The sequence below is a fragment of the Bacillus sp. R86525 genome, from assembly GCF_042466195.1.
In the GTDB taxonomy this organism is placed as follows: domain Bacteria; phylum Bacillota; class Bacilli; order Bacillales; family Bacillaceae_G; genus Bacillus_A; species Bacillus_A nitratireducens.
The window spans coordinates 50,437-66,114 of the sequence record NZ_JAXHPX010000001.1; the positions used below are offsets into that span (position 1 = coordinate 50,437).

Sequence of the window (15,678 nt, forward strand, 5' to 3'; positions counted from 1 at the left end):
ATATATATGGCTGAAACACCTGGAATAGTTAAGAACAAAATGTACCGCGGTGATGAGTTTATTATCGCTGCAAAAATAAAGGATCAGACCAATCAATCTGTATTAGTTAGACCGTTTGACCAAACCGAAGACTCTCATAATATTGAAGCTGATGAAATTGAAGCGGAGTCTAAAGATAGATCGTATTCTGATTATGGAAAAAGAAAAGAAACTCGTTCATTCTCTTGTACATTAGCAGAAGGAGATCCATATTATCCTGCTGTTAAGGCTGCCATTAGAAATGGTGAATATATGGAGATTTATGAAATTAATATGAGAACGAAAGAAGCAGAAGCTGGTAACTATATGATTACTTCTTTTGAACGTTCTTCATCTAACGGTGAATTTGTTTCTTATTCAGTTGAAGTAAAATTATCCGGATCTGTAAGAACAGAAACACTCACAGAAATCCCTAAGGGTGCAGGTCAGTAAAGGACGGTTTTTACCGTCCTTTTTAAGTTTTAAAATAATATCCGATTAAGAGGAGATTGATATATATGCGTTTTGAAATCGATAAAAAAGAATACGAATTAAAACTTACTTTTGGAAACATCTATGAATTAAATAAAAAATATGAAGGCGGTTCAAACGAAGTTGTAATGGCTTGTATGCAAGGAGATTTAGAGCTATTTGTTGATGCTATCTACTTTGGATTAATGCATACAAAAGAAGGATTTACACGCGATAAAGTCATGGAGAACATCGAAAAACAATTTGAAGAGGGGAAAATCTCTCAAGAATTCATTGAAGAACTTTTAAATGAGGTGGTAGCAGAAAGTACTTTTTACCAAAAGACAACAAAAAAGTTGAGAAAACAAATGAAGAAGCAGTATCTAGCAAAGAATCCAGAAGCAACAGAGAACCCAGAGATGATGGAAATGGTAGAGGAAATGTTCGGGAAGGTCGAAGAATAAGAGAATTTACTCGCGAAGACTTAGATAAAATTCAGCAAGATGGGTTTAGGTATTTAAAATTATTACCTAGCGAGGTTATGGAACTTACCCCTCGTGAATTCGAAAATATGATGATAGGTCGGAATGAGCAACACCTTGATGAGTTACAAACAAATAGCGTGTTTGCGCTTATGATTCGTGTAGCCTATCATCACGATCCTAAAAAGCAATTAAAACCAACTGATTTATTCGACCGTAATAAGTTGAATGGAGAAAATAATCAAGAGTTAACTATAGAAGAAAAAATGCAAAAAGCGCAAGAACATATGCAGTTCTTACAAAATCTCAACTTCAATTAGAAAGGAGGGAGAGATTTCGCCGCACCAGAAGAATTGGTTGTTCAGTTTAGGGCTGAAACTGATCAAATGCGTCGCGAGATTCAACAGATGCGTCGTGAAATGAATGATTTTGTCACATCGACCAGTCGAAGCTCCAGAGAATATCGACGTAGCATTGAAAATATGGGGGATGCTAACAGTGAATATAGTCGTAGATTACGGCAAATGAAATACGAACAACGAGAAGCTATGAAACCTCATATTGAAGAATTAAAACGAACTAAACTCGCTTATTTAGATGCTTCTATGAGTATGGCAACATACTCTGGTAGCGCTCAGGATTTAATTGCTCAGGTTAACAGAATTGGTAAGGCAGAAAAAGCCGCAAATGATGAAATTATGAAACTAGACAGAATGAAACAAGCTAGTATTTTGCAAACCATTGGTATGTTGAACAACATGTCTACAACATCCAGTAAACTACAAGGTAACTTACAACGTATGGGGAATCCATTATACAACGTTTCTAGAGGTGCTTTAGCAGCAACAAATGCAATGGAACGATTGGCGAATAGAAGTAGTGCTGCTCAGTTGGCTTTAGAATTTCTTGGACCTACTGCGAATATGAAGCAGTTAAATGATCAAATTCGTATTATTAACCAATCTGTTATGGGGATGGGACAAGCGTTTTTAGTCGTTGGTGCTGGAGCAGTTATGTTTTATGGCAAGTTGCATAAAGCTAATATGGAAATGAACCCTAAATACGCAAAAGCATATAAAGACATGATAGAGTCACTTACTGAAGCGTTACAGCCAATGAGGGATGCGTTTGCTGCTTTAATGATACCTATATATAATTTTGTTAACACAATGGCAAAAATGGTCATTGCATTTAATGAAGCACATCCTACTTTAGCGAAATTCATCCAGGGGACAATGATGTTAGTTCCAGCCTTAACACTCCTATTGCTGCCATTAGGTGCAGGAATGGGATTATTAAAAGGGTATAGGGCGGCGTTTGCTGCTTTATGGATGATTATTAAACCAGCGGTAATGGTATTAGCTATGGCAAGTCCCGTAGCATGGGCGCTAGCAGCTGCGATAACGGGTTTAGCTTTAGGATTTACTTATGCGTATAAAAATATAGAACCATTTAGGAACGCAGTAAATAATGTGATAACCGTTTTTAAAGCGTTTTGGCAAGTTTTACAAGGAAATAGTGATGGAGCAGCTAGTATGCTCACTTCACTAGGAATGTCACCAGAGAATACTAGAGCTATCATATCATTTGGTGAAACAGTTCGAGGGGTAATTGAAACAATTAAACAAGTTTTTTCAGGCTTTGCAGTATTCATGCAAGGCATTTTTGCATTGTTCGCAGGTGATGAAGAAAACGGAACAGCACTATTAAAATCGCTAGGGATGAATCAGGAAACAATTACAACGGTTGTTAACACTGTATCGTCTATCAAGCAAGCAATAAGCGAATTTTTAAGCGAGATATGGTCCTTCATGACTGCGATTGGAACCCAAATAGCTCAGTTTTGGCTAGAAAACGGCAGTCAGATAAAACAAGCCTTTTCTGATTGTTGGTCCGTATCGAGTGAAATCATAAAGGCGGTAATGCCGATTATAGTCGCTGTTTTCCAATTCGCGTGGCCGATTATTAAAGAGATTGTGATTGGAACGCTAGAAGCGATACGTGATTTTATACAAGGAATTCTAAAAGTTATACTCGGAATCGTGAAAGTTTTTTCTTCTCTTTTTACCGGCGATTGGGTTGGAGTTTGGGAAGGGGTTAAGGAAATTTGGTTCGGAGCACTAGAAGCGATTTGGGGTTACTTGCAATTATGGGGTGCTGGGAGAGTCCTAAAGTGGCTTGGTAAATTTGGAAATGACATAGGTCGGTTATTCGGTAAGTTTTGGGGAGATATAAAGAAAATTTGGAATGATGCTCTTGCAGATTTATATGTATTCTTTGGTTCAAAACTAGAAACTATAACCCGTCTAGCACAAAGCTGGGGCGGTATGTTCAAAAATTTCTTTGTTGGGATTTGGGATGCTATTATAGGCGGAATACAGAGCAAAATGAACAATGTGGTTTCAACGATTGGTTGGGTACTAGGACAAGCAGTAAATACAGTCCAGCGTTTTGTAGGCTACTTTTTCACAATTGGTCAGCAAATAATATCCGGAATGATCAATGGTATTTATAGTTACGCCAATAAACTGATAGATCAGGTGTTTAATATTGGTCGTTCCATAAAAGATACTATTACTGGATTTTTCCGTATTCACTCTCCTTCACGTGTGATGAGGGATATAGGGGTGTACGTAGGTCAAGGTTTAGATCAGGGAATGGATAGTATGATAAATCCTCTTGTGCGTACTGCATTAGACATGGCATCGGCTGTTAAAGATGGGTTTTCAAGTTTGACAGATTCAATTCAGATGGGTGATATTCTCCCTGGCGATGTAGTGGCTCCTGTAATTCCTTCTATTTCAGGTAGTTACAAAGCAACATCATATGTATCAGGCGTTAATTCATCATCGGATTTTGGGCAACAAGCAATGGTTAACTCTCAATCAGCTAATGTCACAAGTCAAAATGATACTAGATTAGTGGCAGATGCAGTTAAAAATCTAGGTGACAAATTAGATAATCTACAAGTTGTTATGGAAGGCGAAACAGTAGGACGTATTGTACGACCTTATGTAAATGAAGGGAATGCGGTCGAAAACACAGTAAGGAGGTATTTCTAATGGACGTACAAATCTCAAGAATGAATGGACAAATTATGAAGCTATCTGACATAAACGTCCAAGCGCAAGACTTTCGTGTGGGATCGATTGAAATGCGTCCTACTTATACAGAAGTAGAAGGGGCAAATGGAAGAATTAGCACAGGATCTACTTATGGGGTACGGACTATAACCGTACCCTTTTATTTTAAAGCGCAGGATTTACTAGATGTAGCAATAACGCGAGATAAACTATTTGAAATGGTACTGAGTACGGAATCTTTTTATATTAGGGAACTAAGACGATTAGAGTATCAAAATGGAGATAATCAATTCGTTAGCGGAAAGCATTATAAAGTAAAACTTTCGTCTACATTTGATATAGATCAGCAACTCAAATATGGATTTGGTGAATTAGAATTTGAAACAGCAGACTTGCCATTCGCTGAATCGATTGGTAAATCATCAGATATTCAAGGTGATGGAATTAGCCCAGGTAGTGGATTATGGGGAACAGGGATGGGAATTATCAGTGATCCTGCGTCAAGGATATATAAACACAAAGCCGTAGCAGGTCAACGATTTAAAATTTTTAATCCTGGTAACATTCCAGTTCATCCTTTTGAACAAGAATTAAAAATAACAATTAGTGATGTAGCTGGTAGTACAGCAGGATTTATGCTTAAGAATCATACGAATCTTAGCACAGCGACAATAACGTCAGCTTTATATATCACAGACACCATTATTTATTCAGGTCCGAGTATAGGAAGAAACGGATTATCCTTTTTGAGGAATACAAAGAAGGATTTCATTGAACTTGTACCCGGGTGGAATACCTTAGAAGTGTTTAATTGCACCTCAGCAACAATAGAATTCGATTTTAGGTTTTACTACAAGTGAGGTGAATTGATATGTATGTACGTGATTTAGAAAATATAGAGTATATCACACAAATAACCTATTTAATTGAAGAAGAATTAAATGGGAATAGTGTGTTTTCTGCAAAGATGCCACCCAATAAAGTGAATTTGATATTTCTTAATAGACTCTCAGAAATGTGGACTCTAGTCGATGATAGTGAAACAGAATATAAAGTTGTTTATCTGAAAAAACAGGGTGAAGGGAAAATATTAACTGCCGAGATTAAAGCGGTACCGAAATTTTATGATGACTTCGACAATGGTCGCGTGTATGAAGAATATAATCAATCCTTTACTGCAAATGCTTGCTTTGCAACTATTTTCAATGGAAGTGGCTATGTTTATCAATTGAACGGAAGTTACAATTCGTTACAATGGGAAGGATTTGGTGGTGGGGCTACCAGACTTGAAATGTTTAAAGATGCATTGAATCGTTATGGGGCAGAATTTAAGGTGCTCGGCAAGGTTGTAACCATTGCACCGCAAATTGGAGTTGACTTAAACGTCATGTACCGCCATAGATTGAATGCTTCTAATATAGTTCAAGAAGTTGATGCATCGGGTTTTTGGACATACGCTAAAGGGTACGGTGATTTCACAGAAGAAGATGGTTGGCAAAGCGCTAAATTGATTCGTGAGTATACATCACCACTTGCAAGCATTCCTGGAATCGGAGTGCGTCACGCTCCACCTTTAAAGGACGGTCGCATAAAATTATCAGCAACAATGGATAGCGGTTTAAAAACAATTGTGAATGAAAGTTTAAAAATTAGCGTTACTGCTGATATACACGATTTAACGAAGCAGAAATACCCGATTGCTCAGAGTGGACTTGGTGATCGGGTATTTCTTATTGATGAAAGAATTGGATTGAATGCAGAAGTACGTGTTGTAAATCGGAGTGTATTACGTGATTGGCGTGGTAATATACTGGATGTTCAATTAACCTTTGGAAACCAAGATATTACCAAAAGGTATCAATCTAATTTAGATAATGCTGCTAAAACAATTAATGATTTGATAGCAGGTCGAGAAAAGCTCCCAATCAATGCGATGGCAGAAGAGGTTGCGAATGTCACGAGTATGATTTTAGGCGTAACTAGTGAATTAGATATCATGCCACAAGGATTAATTGCGAAGGATAAGAACAATCCGAATTATGTTGTAGTCTTGAATAGTGCCGGATTAGGTGTAAGTACTGACGGAGGAATGACCTTTAGGAACGCGATTACAGGCAGGGGTATTGTAGCAGAACGGATTTTAGCAGGAGAAATTAAAGGTTCTACACTGCGCACTGATAGTGGATCTAACTACGTTCATATAGAAAAACAATTTATACGCTTAATGGAATCGAATTTAACACGAATGTATTTAGGTTATTACTGGAATTCAGACGGAAGAATGCAACCCACAATTCTACTTCATGATAATGTCAATGTTAGCCAATTTTCAGACGGAACCTTTGCAATATCGCAACAAAATACAGGAACTTATTATGCTGCAAGTATGGGTGTAGTTAACGGAAAAACACTTTCAGGCGATCCGAAATATCCAAGTAAGATTAACCTCTTTTCGAATGGCGATACTCTTATACATGGGGATAAAAACATAACTATTAATTCTGGCAAAGAGATAACCCAATATGCAAGAGGCGGTCGATTCTATTTGGAATCTGAAGGTATAACACAATATGCGAATAACGGTCCAGTCTGGATGGATTCAAATAACACTGTAACCATTAGAGGTTCCGGGATTAGTCATTATGCAAAAAATGGCTCTTTTTGGGTAGAAGCAACAGGAGGAGTCACATTAAAAGGCGGATCTAAATCCGTATGGTTGGACAGCCAGTCCTCTATTGTTTTTAACTTACAAGGTATAAACATGCTTGATGTAGTTGCAACACCCAATCTCGAAACGGATCTTCGATTTCAAAACGTACTTCTTAGAAATGGTAATGTTTCTGGATATGCGGGTAAATTACAGGTTAAATCTGGGTCAGGTAGTTCTTACTCACCTGTGATGGCAAGTAATTTCGAAACATCATCACAACGTAAGTATAAAACGAACATTAGAGATGTACAGTTTAGCGCTTTAGAAAAAATTATGGCGTTAAATATTCAACAATATAATTTGAAAACAGAAACGGAACAGTTGTATGAAATGCGGATGAATCGTCAAGAAGACGATCCGACTGTATTTACTACAAATGATATTCCGACTAGATACGGTTGGATTGCTGATGATGAGAATACTCCTGGATGTTTTGTTACAAAAGAAAGAAATGCAGCTGAAATATATTCTTCTTTATCTATTCAAATTAGAGCGTTTCAAGAAGAAAAGATCGCGAAAGATAAAGAAATTAATGATTTGAAGACTAAAATCAAAGTTATTGAAGAAAAATTATCGTTATTAGAACGAAAATTATCATAAAGGGGTGAGTGATTTGGCAGAAATACTTAAAATAAGAGAAATAACAATTGATACTATGCAACACAAGGATTTCAATGTAAAAGAAGAGGAACTAAAGCTCATCCGGTTTTATCAGAATGATTTAAACTCTGCCAAACTATTAATCAATGTTACTCATGATAAAGTGGTAACAGATTTTTCATCAGCGACAAGTGTACAAATTGCATTTTTAAAGCCTGATTGTAAGCGAGTATTCCAAGATGTGCAGAATGTGAATCAAATGCAGGGTAAGTACTATGTTGTTTTAAGTACGCAAACTCTGATTGCTTACGGTAATGTTATTGCACAGTTGAGATTCACTTTCCCGAATAACAAAGTAATTGAAACTTGTAAGTTTGCATTTACAGTAGATGAATCAATAATGTCTGATGATGCGATGAAATCTACAAATGAATTTCCAGTAATTCAAAAAGCAATTGAAGCAGGAAAGAAGTTTGAAGGTGTCGATATTGATGGAATTATTGCAGCTGGTGCAAAAGCGGATGGAGCAGTAAAAAGAACAGGAGATACCATGACTGGGAACCTGACAGTTCCTAGACTGTATGCAGGAAGTTCTCCTAAGCAAGCAGTCGTTGGAGTCGGTACTTCAGATGCGTATTTAGGTAATATGACTAATGGGAAATATCTACAACTAAAAGATGATGGGACTCTTTCTTATAGCAATATCCCTGTAGCATTATCAGATACAGCTCAGATGAAGAAAATTACCAAGGATAATGGTACTCAGACGATAAGCACGTCTGATCCAGCATCTGACATCTTGTTGATTATTAAAAATGCAGGCGCAGGGATGAACACTATCTACTGCCATGGATCAGTACTCAATTCAGTTCCTTCAAAGGCTTCATGGAGAGGTATTTCATTTTTAAATGCAGATGGATACGGGCTTGTTCTCGCTAAAGACTTTAAAGGTGGTTTCTTCACTAATTATATTGATAATGGAAACTGGATTGGATGGGTAAAACACTCTGATGACTCTATTACTCAGAATGTAAAACTAACAAACGATGACGGTCAAGCTCACCCTTGTCACAAATTAGACTGTAACGACTTAACTACTGTAGGTAAATACTTTGGCAACGAACTGAAAAACTCACCAGACGGGACTACAGCGTACTACTTAATAGAGACCTTCCAAGTGGCTAACGCTTCTAGTTGGGTACAACATGCCACTAGATGGAGTGCCCCTCAACAGTATTACCGTACAAAGGTTAACACTGGTAACTGGTCTGTATGGAAAGAGTTGGCTGATAAGGATAAAACTGTTCAGAAAACAGGGGATACTATGGATGGTCCTCTTAAGTTTTCTGGGATTAACTTTGTAGAGACAAACGGTTCAGGGCTAATTCAAGGGGGAGGCTCTACAGCTATTCGCTGGAGAATATACCAGTCAGGTAACGGGGAGTTATCTTTCGTGCCTAGTGCTACAGTAGGTGGAGCTGATTGGGAGTGGAATAAAGCATTCAGAATAAAACCTGACGGAAGTGTCTCAACCCCCAAAGACGCCACAATTGACCTAGTTATCACGAGTGATTTCACTCCTACAAGTGGGACAGTTCAGAATATCGTTAGAAGAGGAAACATTGTCACTTTGATGTTGGACGTAACTCGAAATGCCGACTCAACGAATCCTATAGTGACAACACTTCCTGAAGGAGTACGTCCTATAGGTTCACTCACTACAGATATAGCATCACCAGATGGAACTATGTCGAGATTATTAATTAGATTCAACGGGGAAATCCATTTGGATACTAAAGGAAAACGTTACAGAATACTTCAGACTTTTGTGACTCCGTAAAGAGGAGGAAATTAAATGACTCAATACTATGGATACTGCTATAACTCTGAAGGGCGATTCACCGAAATGATTCCCTTGGAAGAGAAACCAATTTATGAGAAACAAACCTTATATCGAGAAGAAGTAAGAGAGATTGTCACTGAAGAGAAACTTTGTCAGCTACATCAATCCATTCAGGGTGGTACGTATATACCATCTCAAGAAGATGGAGAATCAATTAGTAAATACGACTGCCCTAATTGTGTAATGGAACATGTAGAGTCTGGAACTATTAAAGTGCCATACGAGGAAGATGTTGTTATAGGTTATGGGCCTGACATTCCTGAAAATTGCACTTTAGAGGTTTGTCCTGATGGAATTTACTACCCATTATTTAAAGATGGTAAATGGGTTAAAACGACTGAACCGAAACCCGAAGAACCCAAGCCTGAAGAACCTTCAGAGTTAGAAAAAATCAAACAGCAATTAGCTGATATTCAGAAAGAACTCGAGGATATCAAAAATCAGAAACCACCAACCCTTGATGAAACAGAAGTACCAATAGCATTTGCAGCACCTATACAAGATACACCAGATTATGAACATGAAATTAATAAAATAAAGCAAGTTATTCCAAATTTAGGAGAGCAAATTGTTGATTTGCATAGTAGAATAGCTGATTTAGAGAACAAGGAGCAGATGTAATTAACTGTTTTTTTTATTTTGAACAAAATACGGCTTTTACAATCAAACGAAGCGTGCTTATAGCATGCTTTTTTATTTTTAGAAAAGGCGACTGTAAGTGTAATGTATATGGGTTCTAAATATTAACGAACGTATTTGGTGCGGGGGAAGTTATTTTTGTAAAAGAACTAAGGATTAAGATTAATAAAAAGTGATTTAAAAAACGTTACTCTTAATGTCGATTAAATCACTAAGTTAAATTAATTCTATGAATCTGCGTCGTCATGATTCGTTGAATTCGAATCGTGATTATTACCTTCCGAATGATCCTGAGCACTTTTCATAGACGCTGTAATAAATGTGGTTGTCATTACGGCATTCATCCAGTTAGCTTCAGCATCATTAGCATTTGTTCCTGAATCGTTATGATTATTATTTTCTTGTGTTGAGGAATGATTTTTTAATTCTTTTTCAATAGATTTGTTAGCTTGTTTTTTCCTACCAAAAATCTTCATGAATACTTGTAATATAAAGCATACAATGAAGACTATTAGAAGAAAGAAAAAGAAAATTAAAGCTAAATCGATTATCTCTTTCATATGCACACCTGCTTTCTACTTAAAACGATAACAAATAACACGGTACAATAAAACATTTCGGTGAAAATAAATAATAATAAAATCATTCTGAATAAAATACGGCTTTTACAACAAAACGAAGCGTGCGATAAGCAAGCTTTTTTATTTTTAGAAAAGGAGTGAAAAGATGGAGCGTATTGATGTATTAATGAAAATATTTATAGCTACCTTCGGAGCTTTTTGCGGGTACTTTTTGGGAGGATGGGATACAACATTGAAAGTTCTAGTTATCATGGCAGCTATTGACTATATCACAGGAGTATTCGCAGCAGGTTATAACGGAGAGTTGAAAAGTAAAGTTGGTTTCAAAGGCATCGCCAAAAAGGTGGTGCTTTTTCTATTGGTTGGAGTGGCGGCACAATTAGACTCTGCGTTTGGTAGCAATAGTGCTATTCGTGAAGCGACAATCTTTTTCTTCATTGGAAATGAGTTGCTATCACTTTTAGAAAACGCTGGGCGTATGGGAGTTCCGCTACCTTCAGCGCTAACGAATGCAGTTGAAATTTTAGGTGGAAAGAGCAATAAGACAAGTTCTGAATATGATAATAAGAAGGGAGATGTTGAATAATGACACGGTATAGTTTACACGGAGGGCACAACAGTATTGTACAAGGGGCTAATTCCGGAAATCGAAAAGAGCATATTATGGATCGTCAGGTGAAAGATGCGGTGGCAGCTAAGTTAAGAGCTTTAGGACATACAGTCTATGATGATACAGACGGAGTAGGAAGCACTCAAACGCAAAATTTAAATAATATAGTTCGTAATAGTAATTCCCATAATGTGGATTTGGTTGTTTCTTTTCATCTTAATGCAAGTGATGGGAATGGGCAGGGTGTGGAAGTTCTGTATTATGATCAGAAAGACCTGGCGGCTAAAATCTCAGCTCAACTGGCAAAAGATATTGGATGGCGTGATCGTGGTGCGAAACAACGTACTGATTTAGCCGTATTGAATGGAACTAAAGCACCAGCTATTCTTATCGAATTAGGATTCATCGATAACGAATCCGACATGGCTAAATGGAATGTTGATAAAATCGCAAATTCTATCGTATATGCTCTAACGGGACAAACCGTTGGGGATGGTGGAGGAAACGGTGGTTATCAATACGTTAAGTCTGGCGGATTCGGTACAAATCATCTAAACGAAGCGATTCAAGCTATGGCTGAACTAGGAACAAAGGGGAAAGTTGTTGTTAATCCATTAACGGGTCTTGCTTACATTGAAACGGAGGTTTTGCCTAATCCTGAACTAGATAAAATTACTTGGTGGATGGATACTAGACCAGGTGGGAAATGGTGGTACGAATATATTAAAGCGAATTAATATTTTTTTAACAAAAGAATAGTTTGGTTAGCAAAAATAAGAGCCGTCCTGTTGGATGGCTCTTCTCATTTTAATATTTAATTTTGCTATTCAAATAGTTTATCCATTAAATCTTGGACTTCACGTCTTTTTTTATCTGTTTCGTTCTTATCGATTGTATACTTATCATCTTCAATTATAAGAACGTCACCTTCTTTTGCAGTAGGAGGAAGCTTAGATTTAGGTACATCAATTGTCGAGTTATTAATTTCAATAACTGCTAATTCTCCTTCAAAACGGTCAATAATACCTCTTTTCATAATTATCTCTCCGTTCTTACAGAAATGTTAGAACCATCACTATTAACAACTACAGTTCCATTTAAATCAGTTCTATATACCTTAACAGACATTGCAGATAACTTAGCTAAAGTTTCCTGTGTTGGATGTCCATATCGGTTGCCTGCACCGGCACTGATTACAGCAATGCTTGGTTTAACTGCATCTAAAAATGGTTGAGAGGAAGAAGTCTTGCTTCCGTGATGACCAGGTTTTAATACATCAGATTTTAGGTTAGAGCCGTGTGCTGCAACCATATCTTTTTCACTTTTTGTCTCAGCATCGCCAGTAAATAAGAATGATTTGCTACCGTGCGTTACTTTTAACACAGCACTCCATTCGTTTAAGTCGTCACCATATTCTTTAACTGGGGCTAAGAATTGTGAGTTTAAACCATTGATTGGTAAAGTTACACCAGTTTTTGCTTCTTTAATTGTTAATCCTTTGTTAGCTACTGCAGTTAAAAAATCTTTATATGTTTGTGTAGTATGGCTTACTTTAGGAGCGTAAACATTTTTTACATTCATAGAGTAAAGGACTTCATCTAATCCACCTACATGATCTGCATCAGGATGAGTAGCAATCATATAATCAATTGTGTTGAATCCTAATCCCTTTAGATAGTTCGCCACTACTTTACCTTTTCCATTGTTACCTGCGTCAATAAGGATTGTTTCTCCACTTGGAGATTTAATAAATGTAGAGTCACCTTGTCCCACATCAATATAATGAACTTCTAAGTTACCCTGAGGCTTAGGAAGAGCCGGACGGAAACTTGGTTCTAATACACGAGCCAAGAATGCAGCGAATTGCTCACGAGTAACTTTTGCGTCTGGACCAAATGTACCGTCAGGCAGTCCAGCAGTGATATTATTTTGAGCTAGCGTTTTGATATATTGGTAACCCCAATGAGTAGATGGAACATCAGGGAAATTGACGTCCGCACCTGTAGGCTTCAAATCAAAAGTTTTAACGAGAACCACTGCCATTTCTGCACGAGATAATGAGCGGTCAGGGAAGTAGTTTTTCTCACGTTGTACAATGTTATTATGTGCTAACTTATGTACAGAATCATAGTAATAGATACCTTTGGTTACATCAGAAAAAATATGATTATAGCTAGATGGTTTTTCTAATTTTAACGATAAATCTAGCATTAATGCCATTTGTCCACGAGTTACATTATCACTTGGCTTAAAATGTCCTTCTGGAGTACCATTAATAATGCCTTTTTCTGATAAATAGTTAATCTCTTTAATTGCCCAATGGCCAGCTTGGACATCAGGGAAAGATTTAGCACTTGCAAGATTAGGAATTAACAATGATAAAACCATTACAAATGCTGTTAGTAATAAGCTTAACTTCTTCAAGAATATCGCCTCACTTTGTATGTTTTTTTACATACCTAACCTTAGCATTTTTTACAAATAATTCAAAGTTTAATAGAGGAATATGTAATATTTATGTTTTTTAGTTTATATGCACTAATTCTTCAAACTTAAACTCGGTGTCCAATCCGATTGTATCCGTTGTGGTGTTATGTGGTGGGCTGTTTATTATGGTCGGTAGCCAGGAACGAGGATTTCCCCTTATTTCAAGGGCTGGGATTGGCTATATAGTGGTGCAAATGATTCCGTTGTTTATGAGGTTACTAGTTGAGATTGCTAAAGCAATTGACGTTTTTTATATAATTATTATATATTAATATAGCTAAAAATAAGATAACAATTACTTAAAAACAACGGATATAAGTGATAGTTATATATTGTTTTATATACTTAGGAGGAATCATAATGAATTTTAAACATGTACTTGTAACAGGCTTAATTACCGCCACACTATTCGGTGCAACGAATGCTCATGCACAAACTGCAGATTTCACTGATGTACCAAGCGGACATTGGTCTGAAAGTTCTATCAACTACTTAGCAGATAAAAAGGTAATAAGTGGTTATGGAAACGGGAAATTTGGTTTTGGAGACAATGTAACTCGTGGACAAGTATCTGCGATTATTTCAAGATACCTAAAACTAGAAAATAATGGATCTATAATCAAAAATTTCTCTGATATTCATGGGCATATGTTTGAAAACAGTATTAAAGCAGTTGCTCAAGCAGGGATCATGACAGGAGACAGCACGGACAAATTTAGACCCGATGATACATTAACTCGATACGAAATGGCTGTTATCTTACAAAAAGCTTTTCACTTAGCTGTAAAAACAAACGACCTTTTCTATGATGTTTCAAATAATCATTGGGCAACAGACTCTGTTCGTTCATTGTATAGTAATGGCATCACAAACGGAATTGGAAACTATCAATATGGCGGAGAAATGAGTGTAACAAGGGAACAATTTGCAAAATTTATGTATAATGCAATTTTTGTAAACCCTAACTTTGTTCCTGAGTCTATTCCTGAGAAAGATGGGGATGAGCAAAATTATAAAGAAATTCAGAATATACTGATTGATTATGGATTTGAAAAAACCCAATATAACTACAGATATAATAAAAACTATGATAACCTTATGTCTTTTGAATTCTCTTCTAACGATGACAGAGCATATAAAATATTTATGTATAGTGATGACCCTGTATTAAATGAGCCTGTGAAAAAAATCTTAAAAACCCTACTACCAACTAAAGGAGATTATCTGTACAATATAATGAAAAATCCTACTGCAAGCTCTCGAACAATAGAATTAGATGGTCGCAAAGTTGAAACTTATAGGGATGGCAATGATATATATGCTTTTCTTGGAAAACGAAAATACTAAAAGTTACTTATAAATGATTTAAATGTTCCCTTTGCATGGGGCATTTAAAAGGGCTACTCAGAAGTCGGTGTCACCGACTTCTGGGACAGCTCTTTTTTAATGTATATTAATTAATTCATCGAATTTAAACTCAGTATTCAAGCCAAAAGCATCCGTACAATATACAGTTTTGATCATTGGCTCTATATGTGTAACATTTATGTACATATCGTGTACTATTCCGTCACGATAGTATGAAATCAATATCTCCTCTTTATTTTGCATTGATTGTACAAGACCGTGCTGAAGCTGTTCTTTCATATCCTCAGAAACAATTGGTTTTGGTATTGTATTTAAATCATTAAGTATTTCTCTAATCCCTGCGAATTGCTCCGGCATACTGGCGAATGGTTGCCACTTAACCATCCCTCTACCTTTAATCTTCGGTGTACCCCAACTTTGGTTATCCATGATGATCCCTCAATTCGTGTAATTTATGTTTATTATACGCGAACGTGTGTTTTGTTTAAACTGCTTCTTCTGAGTTGTTGTGTTCCTCTAATATCTTATTTAAAAATTCTATTCGTCGTTGAATAAATTCAATTTCACTTCGACGAGCTGCATTATATCCTTTAAAATGCCCTTTTGCGTAACCATCAGCAGCTTTTATTTCATTTTCAAAATCATTAATGCTGTCTGTTAAGAATTGAATGCGTTCATTCATTATTTCTATGAAATATTCAACAGACTTTCTCTCCATATCCATAC

General features: G+C 36.6%; 16 protein-coding genes and 1 pseudogene. 12 read left to right on the top strand and 5 right to left on the bottom strand.

Translation table 11 applies throughout. From position 1 onward, the window contains the following. The first annotated feature begins 6 nt into the window (after positions 1–6). The 8 genes from SJY24_RS00350 (at position 7) to SJY24_RS00385 (ending at position 9,888) form a co-directional block, all read left to right on the top strand. Positions 7–471 (top strand): phage major tail protein, TP901-1 family, encoded by a 465-nt coding sequence (locus tag SJY24_RS00350; RefSeq protein WP_377863325.1) that lies wholly within the window; start codon positions 7–9, stop codon positions 469–471. Between the two features lie 65 nt (positions 472–536). Next, positions 537–953, top strand: a complete 417-nt coding sequence (locus SJY24_RS00355) for a tail assembly chaperone (RefSeq protein ID WP_377863326.1) — start codon at positions 537–539, stop codon at positions 951–953. A 77-nt stretch (positions 954–1,030) separates the two neighbouring features. Continuing rightward, complete coding sequence (locus tag SJY24_RS00360) at positions 1,031–1,291, top strand: hypothetical protein (RefSeq protein WP_262767472.1); 261 nt, start codon at positions 1,031–1,033, stop codon at positions 1,289–1,291. Positions 1,292–1,357: 66 nt separating this feature from the next. Next, positions 1,358–4,033 (top strand): phage tail protein, encoded by a 2,676-nt coding sequence (locus SJY24_RS00365; protein ID WP_377863327.1) that lies wholly within the window; start codon positions 1,358–1,360, stop codon positions 4,031–4,033. Further along, complete coding sequence (locus tag SJY24_RS00370) at positions 4,033–4,914, top strand: phage tail domain-containing protein (RefSeq protein ID WP_377863328.1); 882 nt, start codon at positions 4,033–4,035, stop codon at positions 4,912–4,914. The genes SJY24_RS00365 and SJY24_RS00370 overlap by 1 nt, the downstream gene beginning before the upstream one ends. Positions 4,915–4,925: 11 nt before the next feature. Then, positions 4,926–7,364 (top strand): phage tail protein, encoded by a 2,439-nt coding sequence (locus SJY24_RS00375; RefSeq protein ID WP_377863329.1) that lies wholly within the window; start codon positions 4,926–4,928, stop codon positions 7,362–7,364. A 13-nt stretch (positions 7,365–7,377) separates the two neighbouring features. Next, a complete protein-coding gene (locus SJY24_RS00380) occupies positions 7,378–9,204 on the top strand; it encodes a BppU family phage baseplate upper protein (RefSeq protein WP_377863330.1) in 1,827 nt (608 codons plus the stop codon). Between the two features lie 15 nt (positions 9,205–9,219). After that, complete coding sequence (locus tag SJY24_RS00385) at positions 9,220–9,888, top strand: hypothetical protein (protein WP_377863331.1); 669 nt, start codon at positions 9,220–9,222, stop codon at positions 9,886–9,888. Positions 9,889–10,133: 245 nt separating this feature from the next. Here the strand turns inward: SJY24_RS00385 and SJY24_RS00390 are convergent, their stop codons facing one another. Beyond that, the gene (locus tag SJY24_RS00390) at positions 10,134–10,466 is read right to left on the bottom strand and encodes a hypothetical protein (protein WP_377863332.1); all 333 of its coding nucleotides are present in this window, start codon (positions 10,464–10,466) and stop codon (positions 10,134–10,136) included. 166 nt (positions 10,467–10,632) lie between these two features. Between SJY24_RS00390 and SJY24_RS00395 the strand changes: the two genes are divergently transcribed. Then, entirely contained in the window at positions 10,633–11,073 is a 441-nt protein-coding gene (locus tag SJY24_RS00395) for a phage holin family protein (protein WP_377863333.1), read from the top strand. After that, a complete protein-coding gene (locus tag SJY24_RS00400) occupies positions 11,073–11,834 on the top strand; it encodes an N-acetylmuramoyl-L-alanine amidase (protein WP_377863334.1) in 762 nt (253 codons plus the stop codon). The genes SJY24_RS00395 and SJY24_RS00400 overlap by 1 nt, the downstream gene beginning before the upstream one ends. Positions 11,835–11,920: 86 nt before the next feature. Here SJY24_RS00400 and SJY24_RS00405 read toward each other — a convergent pair whose 3' ends face one another. Further along, the gene (locus SJY24_RS00405) at positions 11,921–12,133 is read right to left on the bottom strand and encodes a DUF3006 domain-containing protein (RefSeq protein WP_377863335.1); all 213 of its coding nucleotides are present in this window, start codon (positions 12,131–12,133) and stop codon (positions 11,921–11,923) included. Between the two features lie 2 nt (positions 12,134–12,135). Then, positions 12,136–13,521 (bottom strand): S-layer homology domain-containing protein, encoded by a 1,386-nt coding sequence (locus SJY24_RS00410; RefSeq protein WP_377863336.1) that lies wholly within the window; start codon positions 13,519–13,521, stop codon positions 12,136–12,138. Between the two features lie 128 nt (positions 13,522–13,649). Here SJY24_RS00410 and SJY24_RS00415 point away from each other — a divergent pair. Together SJY24_RS00415 and SJY24_RS00420 are read left to right on the top strand one after the other, a co-directional pair. Continuing rightward, positions 13,650–13,856, top strand: a pseudogene (locus SJY24_RS00415) (hypothetical protein); the annotation flags it as partial. Positions 13,857–13,944: 88 nt separating this feature from the next. Further along, complete coding sequence (locus tag SJY24_RS00420) at positions 13,945–14,931, top strand: S-layer homology domain-containing protein (protein ID WP_377863337.1); 987 nt, start codon at positions 13,945–13,947, stop codon at positions 14,929–14,931. Between the two features lie 96 nt (positions 14,932–15,027). Here SJY24_RS00420 and SJY24_RS00425 read toward each other — a convergent pair whose 3' ends face one another. Both SJY24_RS00425 and SJY24_RS00430 read right to left on the bottom strand, forming a co-directional pair. Further along, positions 15,028–15,381, bottom strand: a complete 354-nt coding sequence (locus SJY24_RS00425) for a YolD-like family protein (protein ID WP_377863338.1) — start codon at positions 15,379–15,381, stop codon at positions 15,028–15,030. 55 nt (positions 15,382–15,436) lie between these two features. After that, a complete protein-coding gene (locus SJY24_RS00430) occupies positions 15,437–15,670 on the bottom strand; it encodes a hypothetical protein (RefSeq protein WP_377863339.1) in 234 nt (77 codons plus the stop codon). Positions 15,671–15,678: the final 8 nt, after the last annotated feature.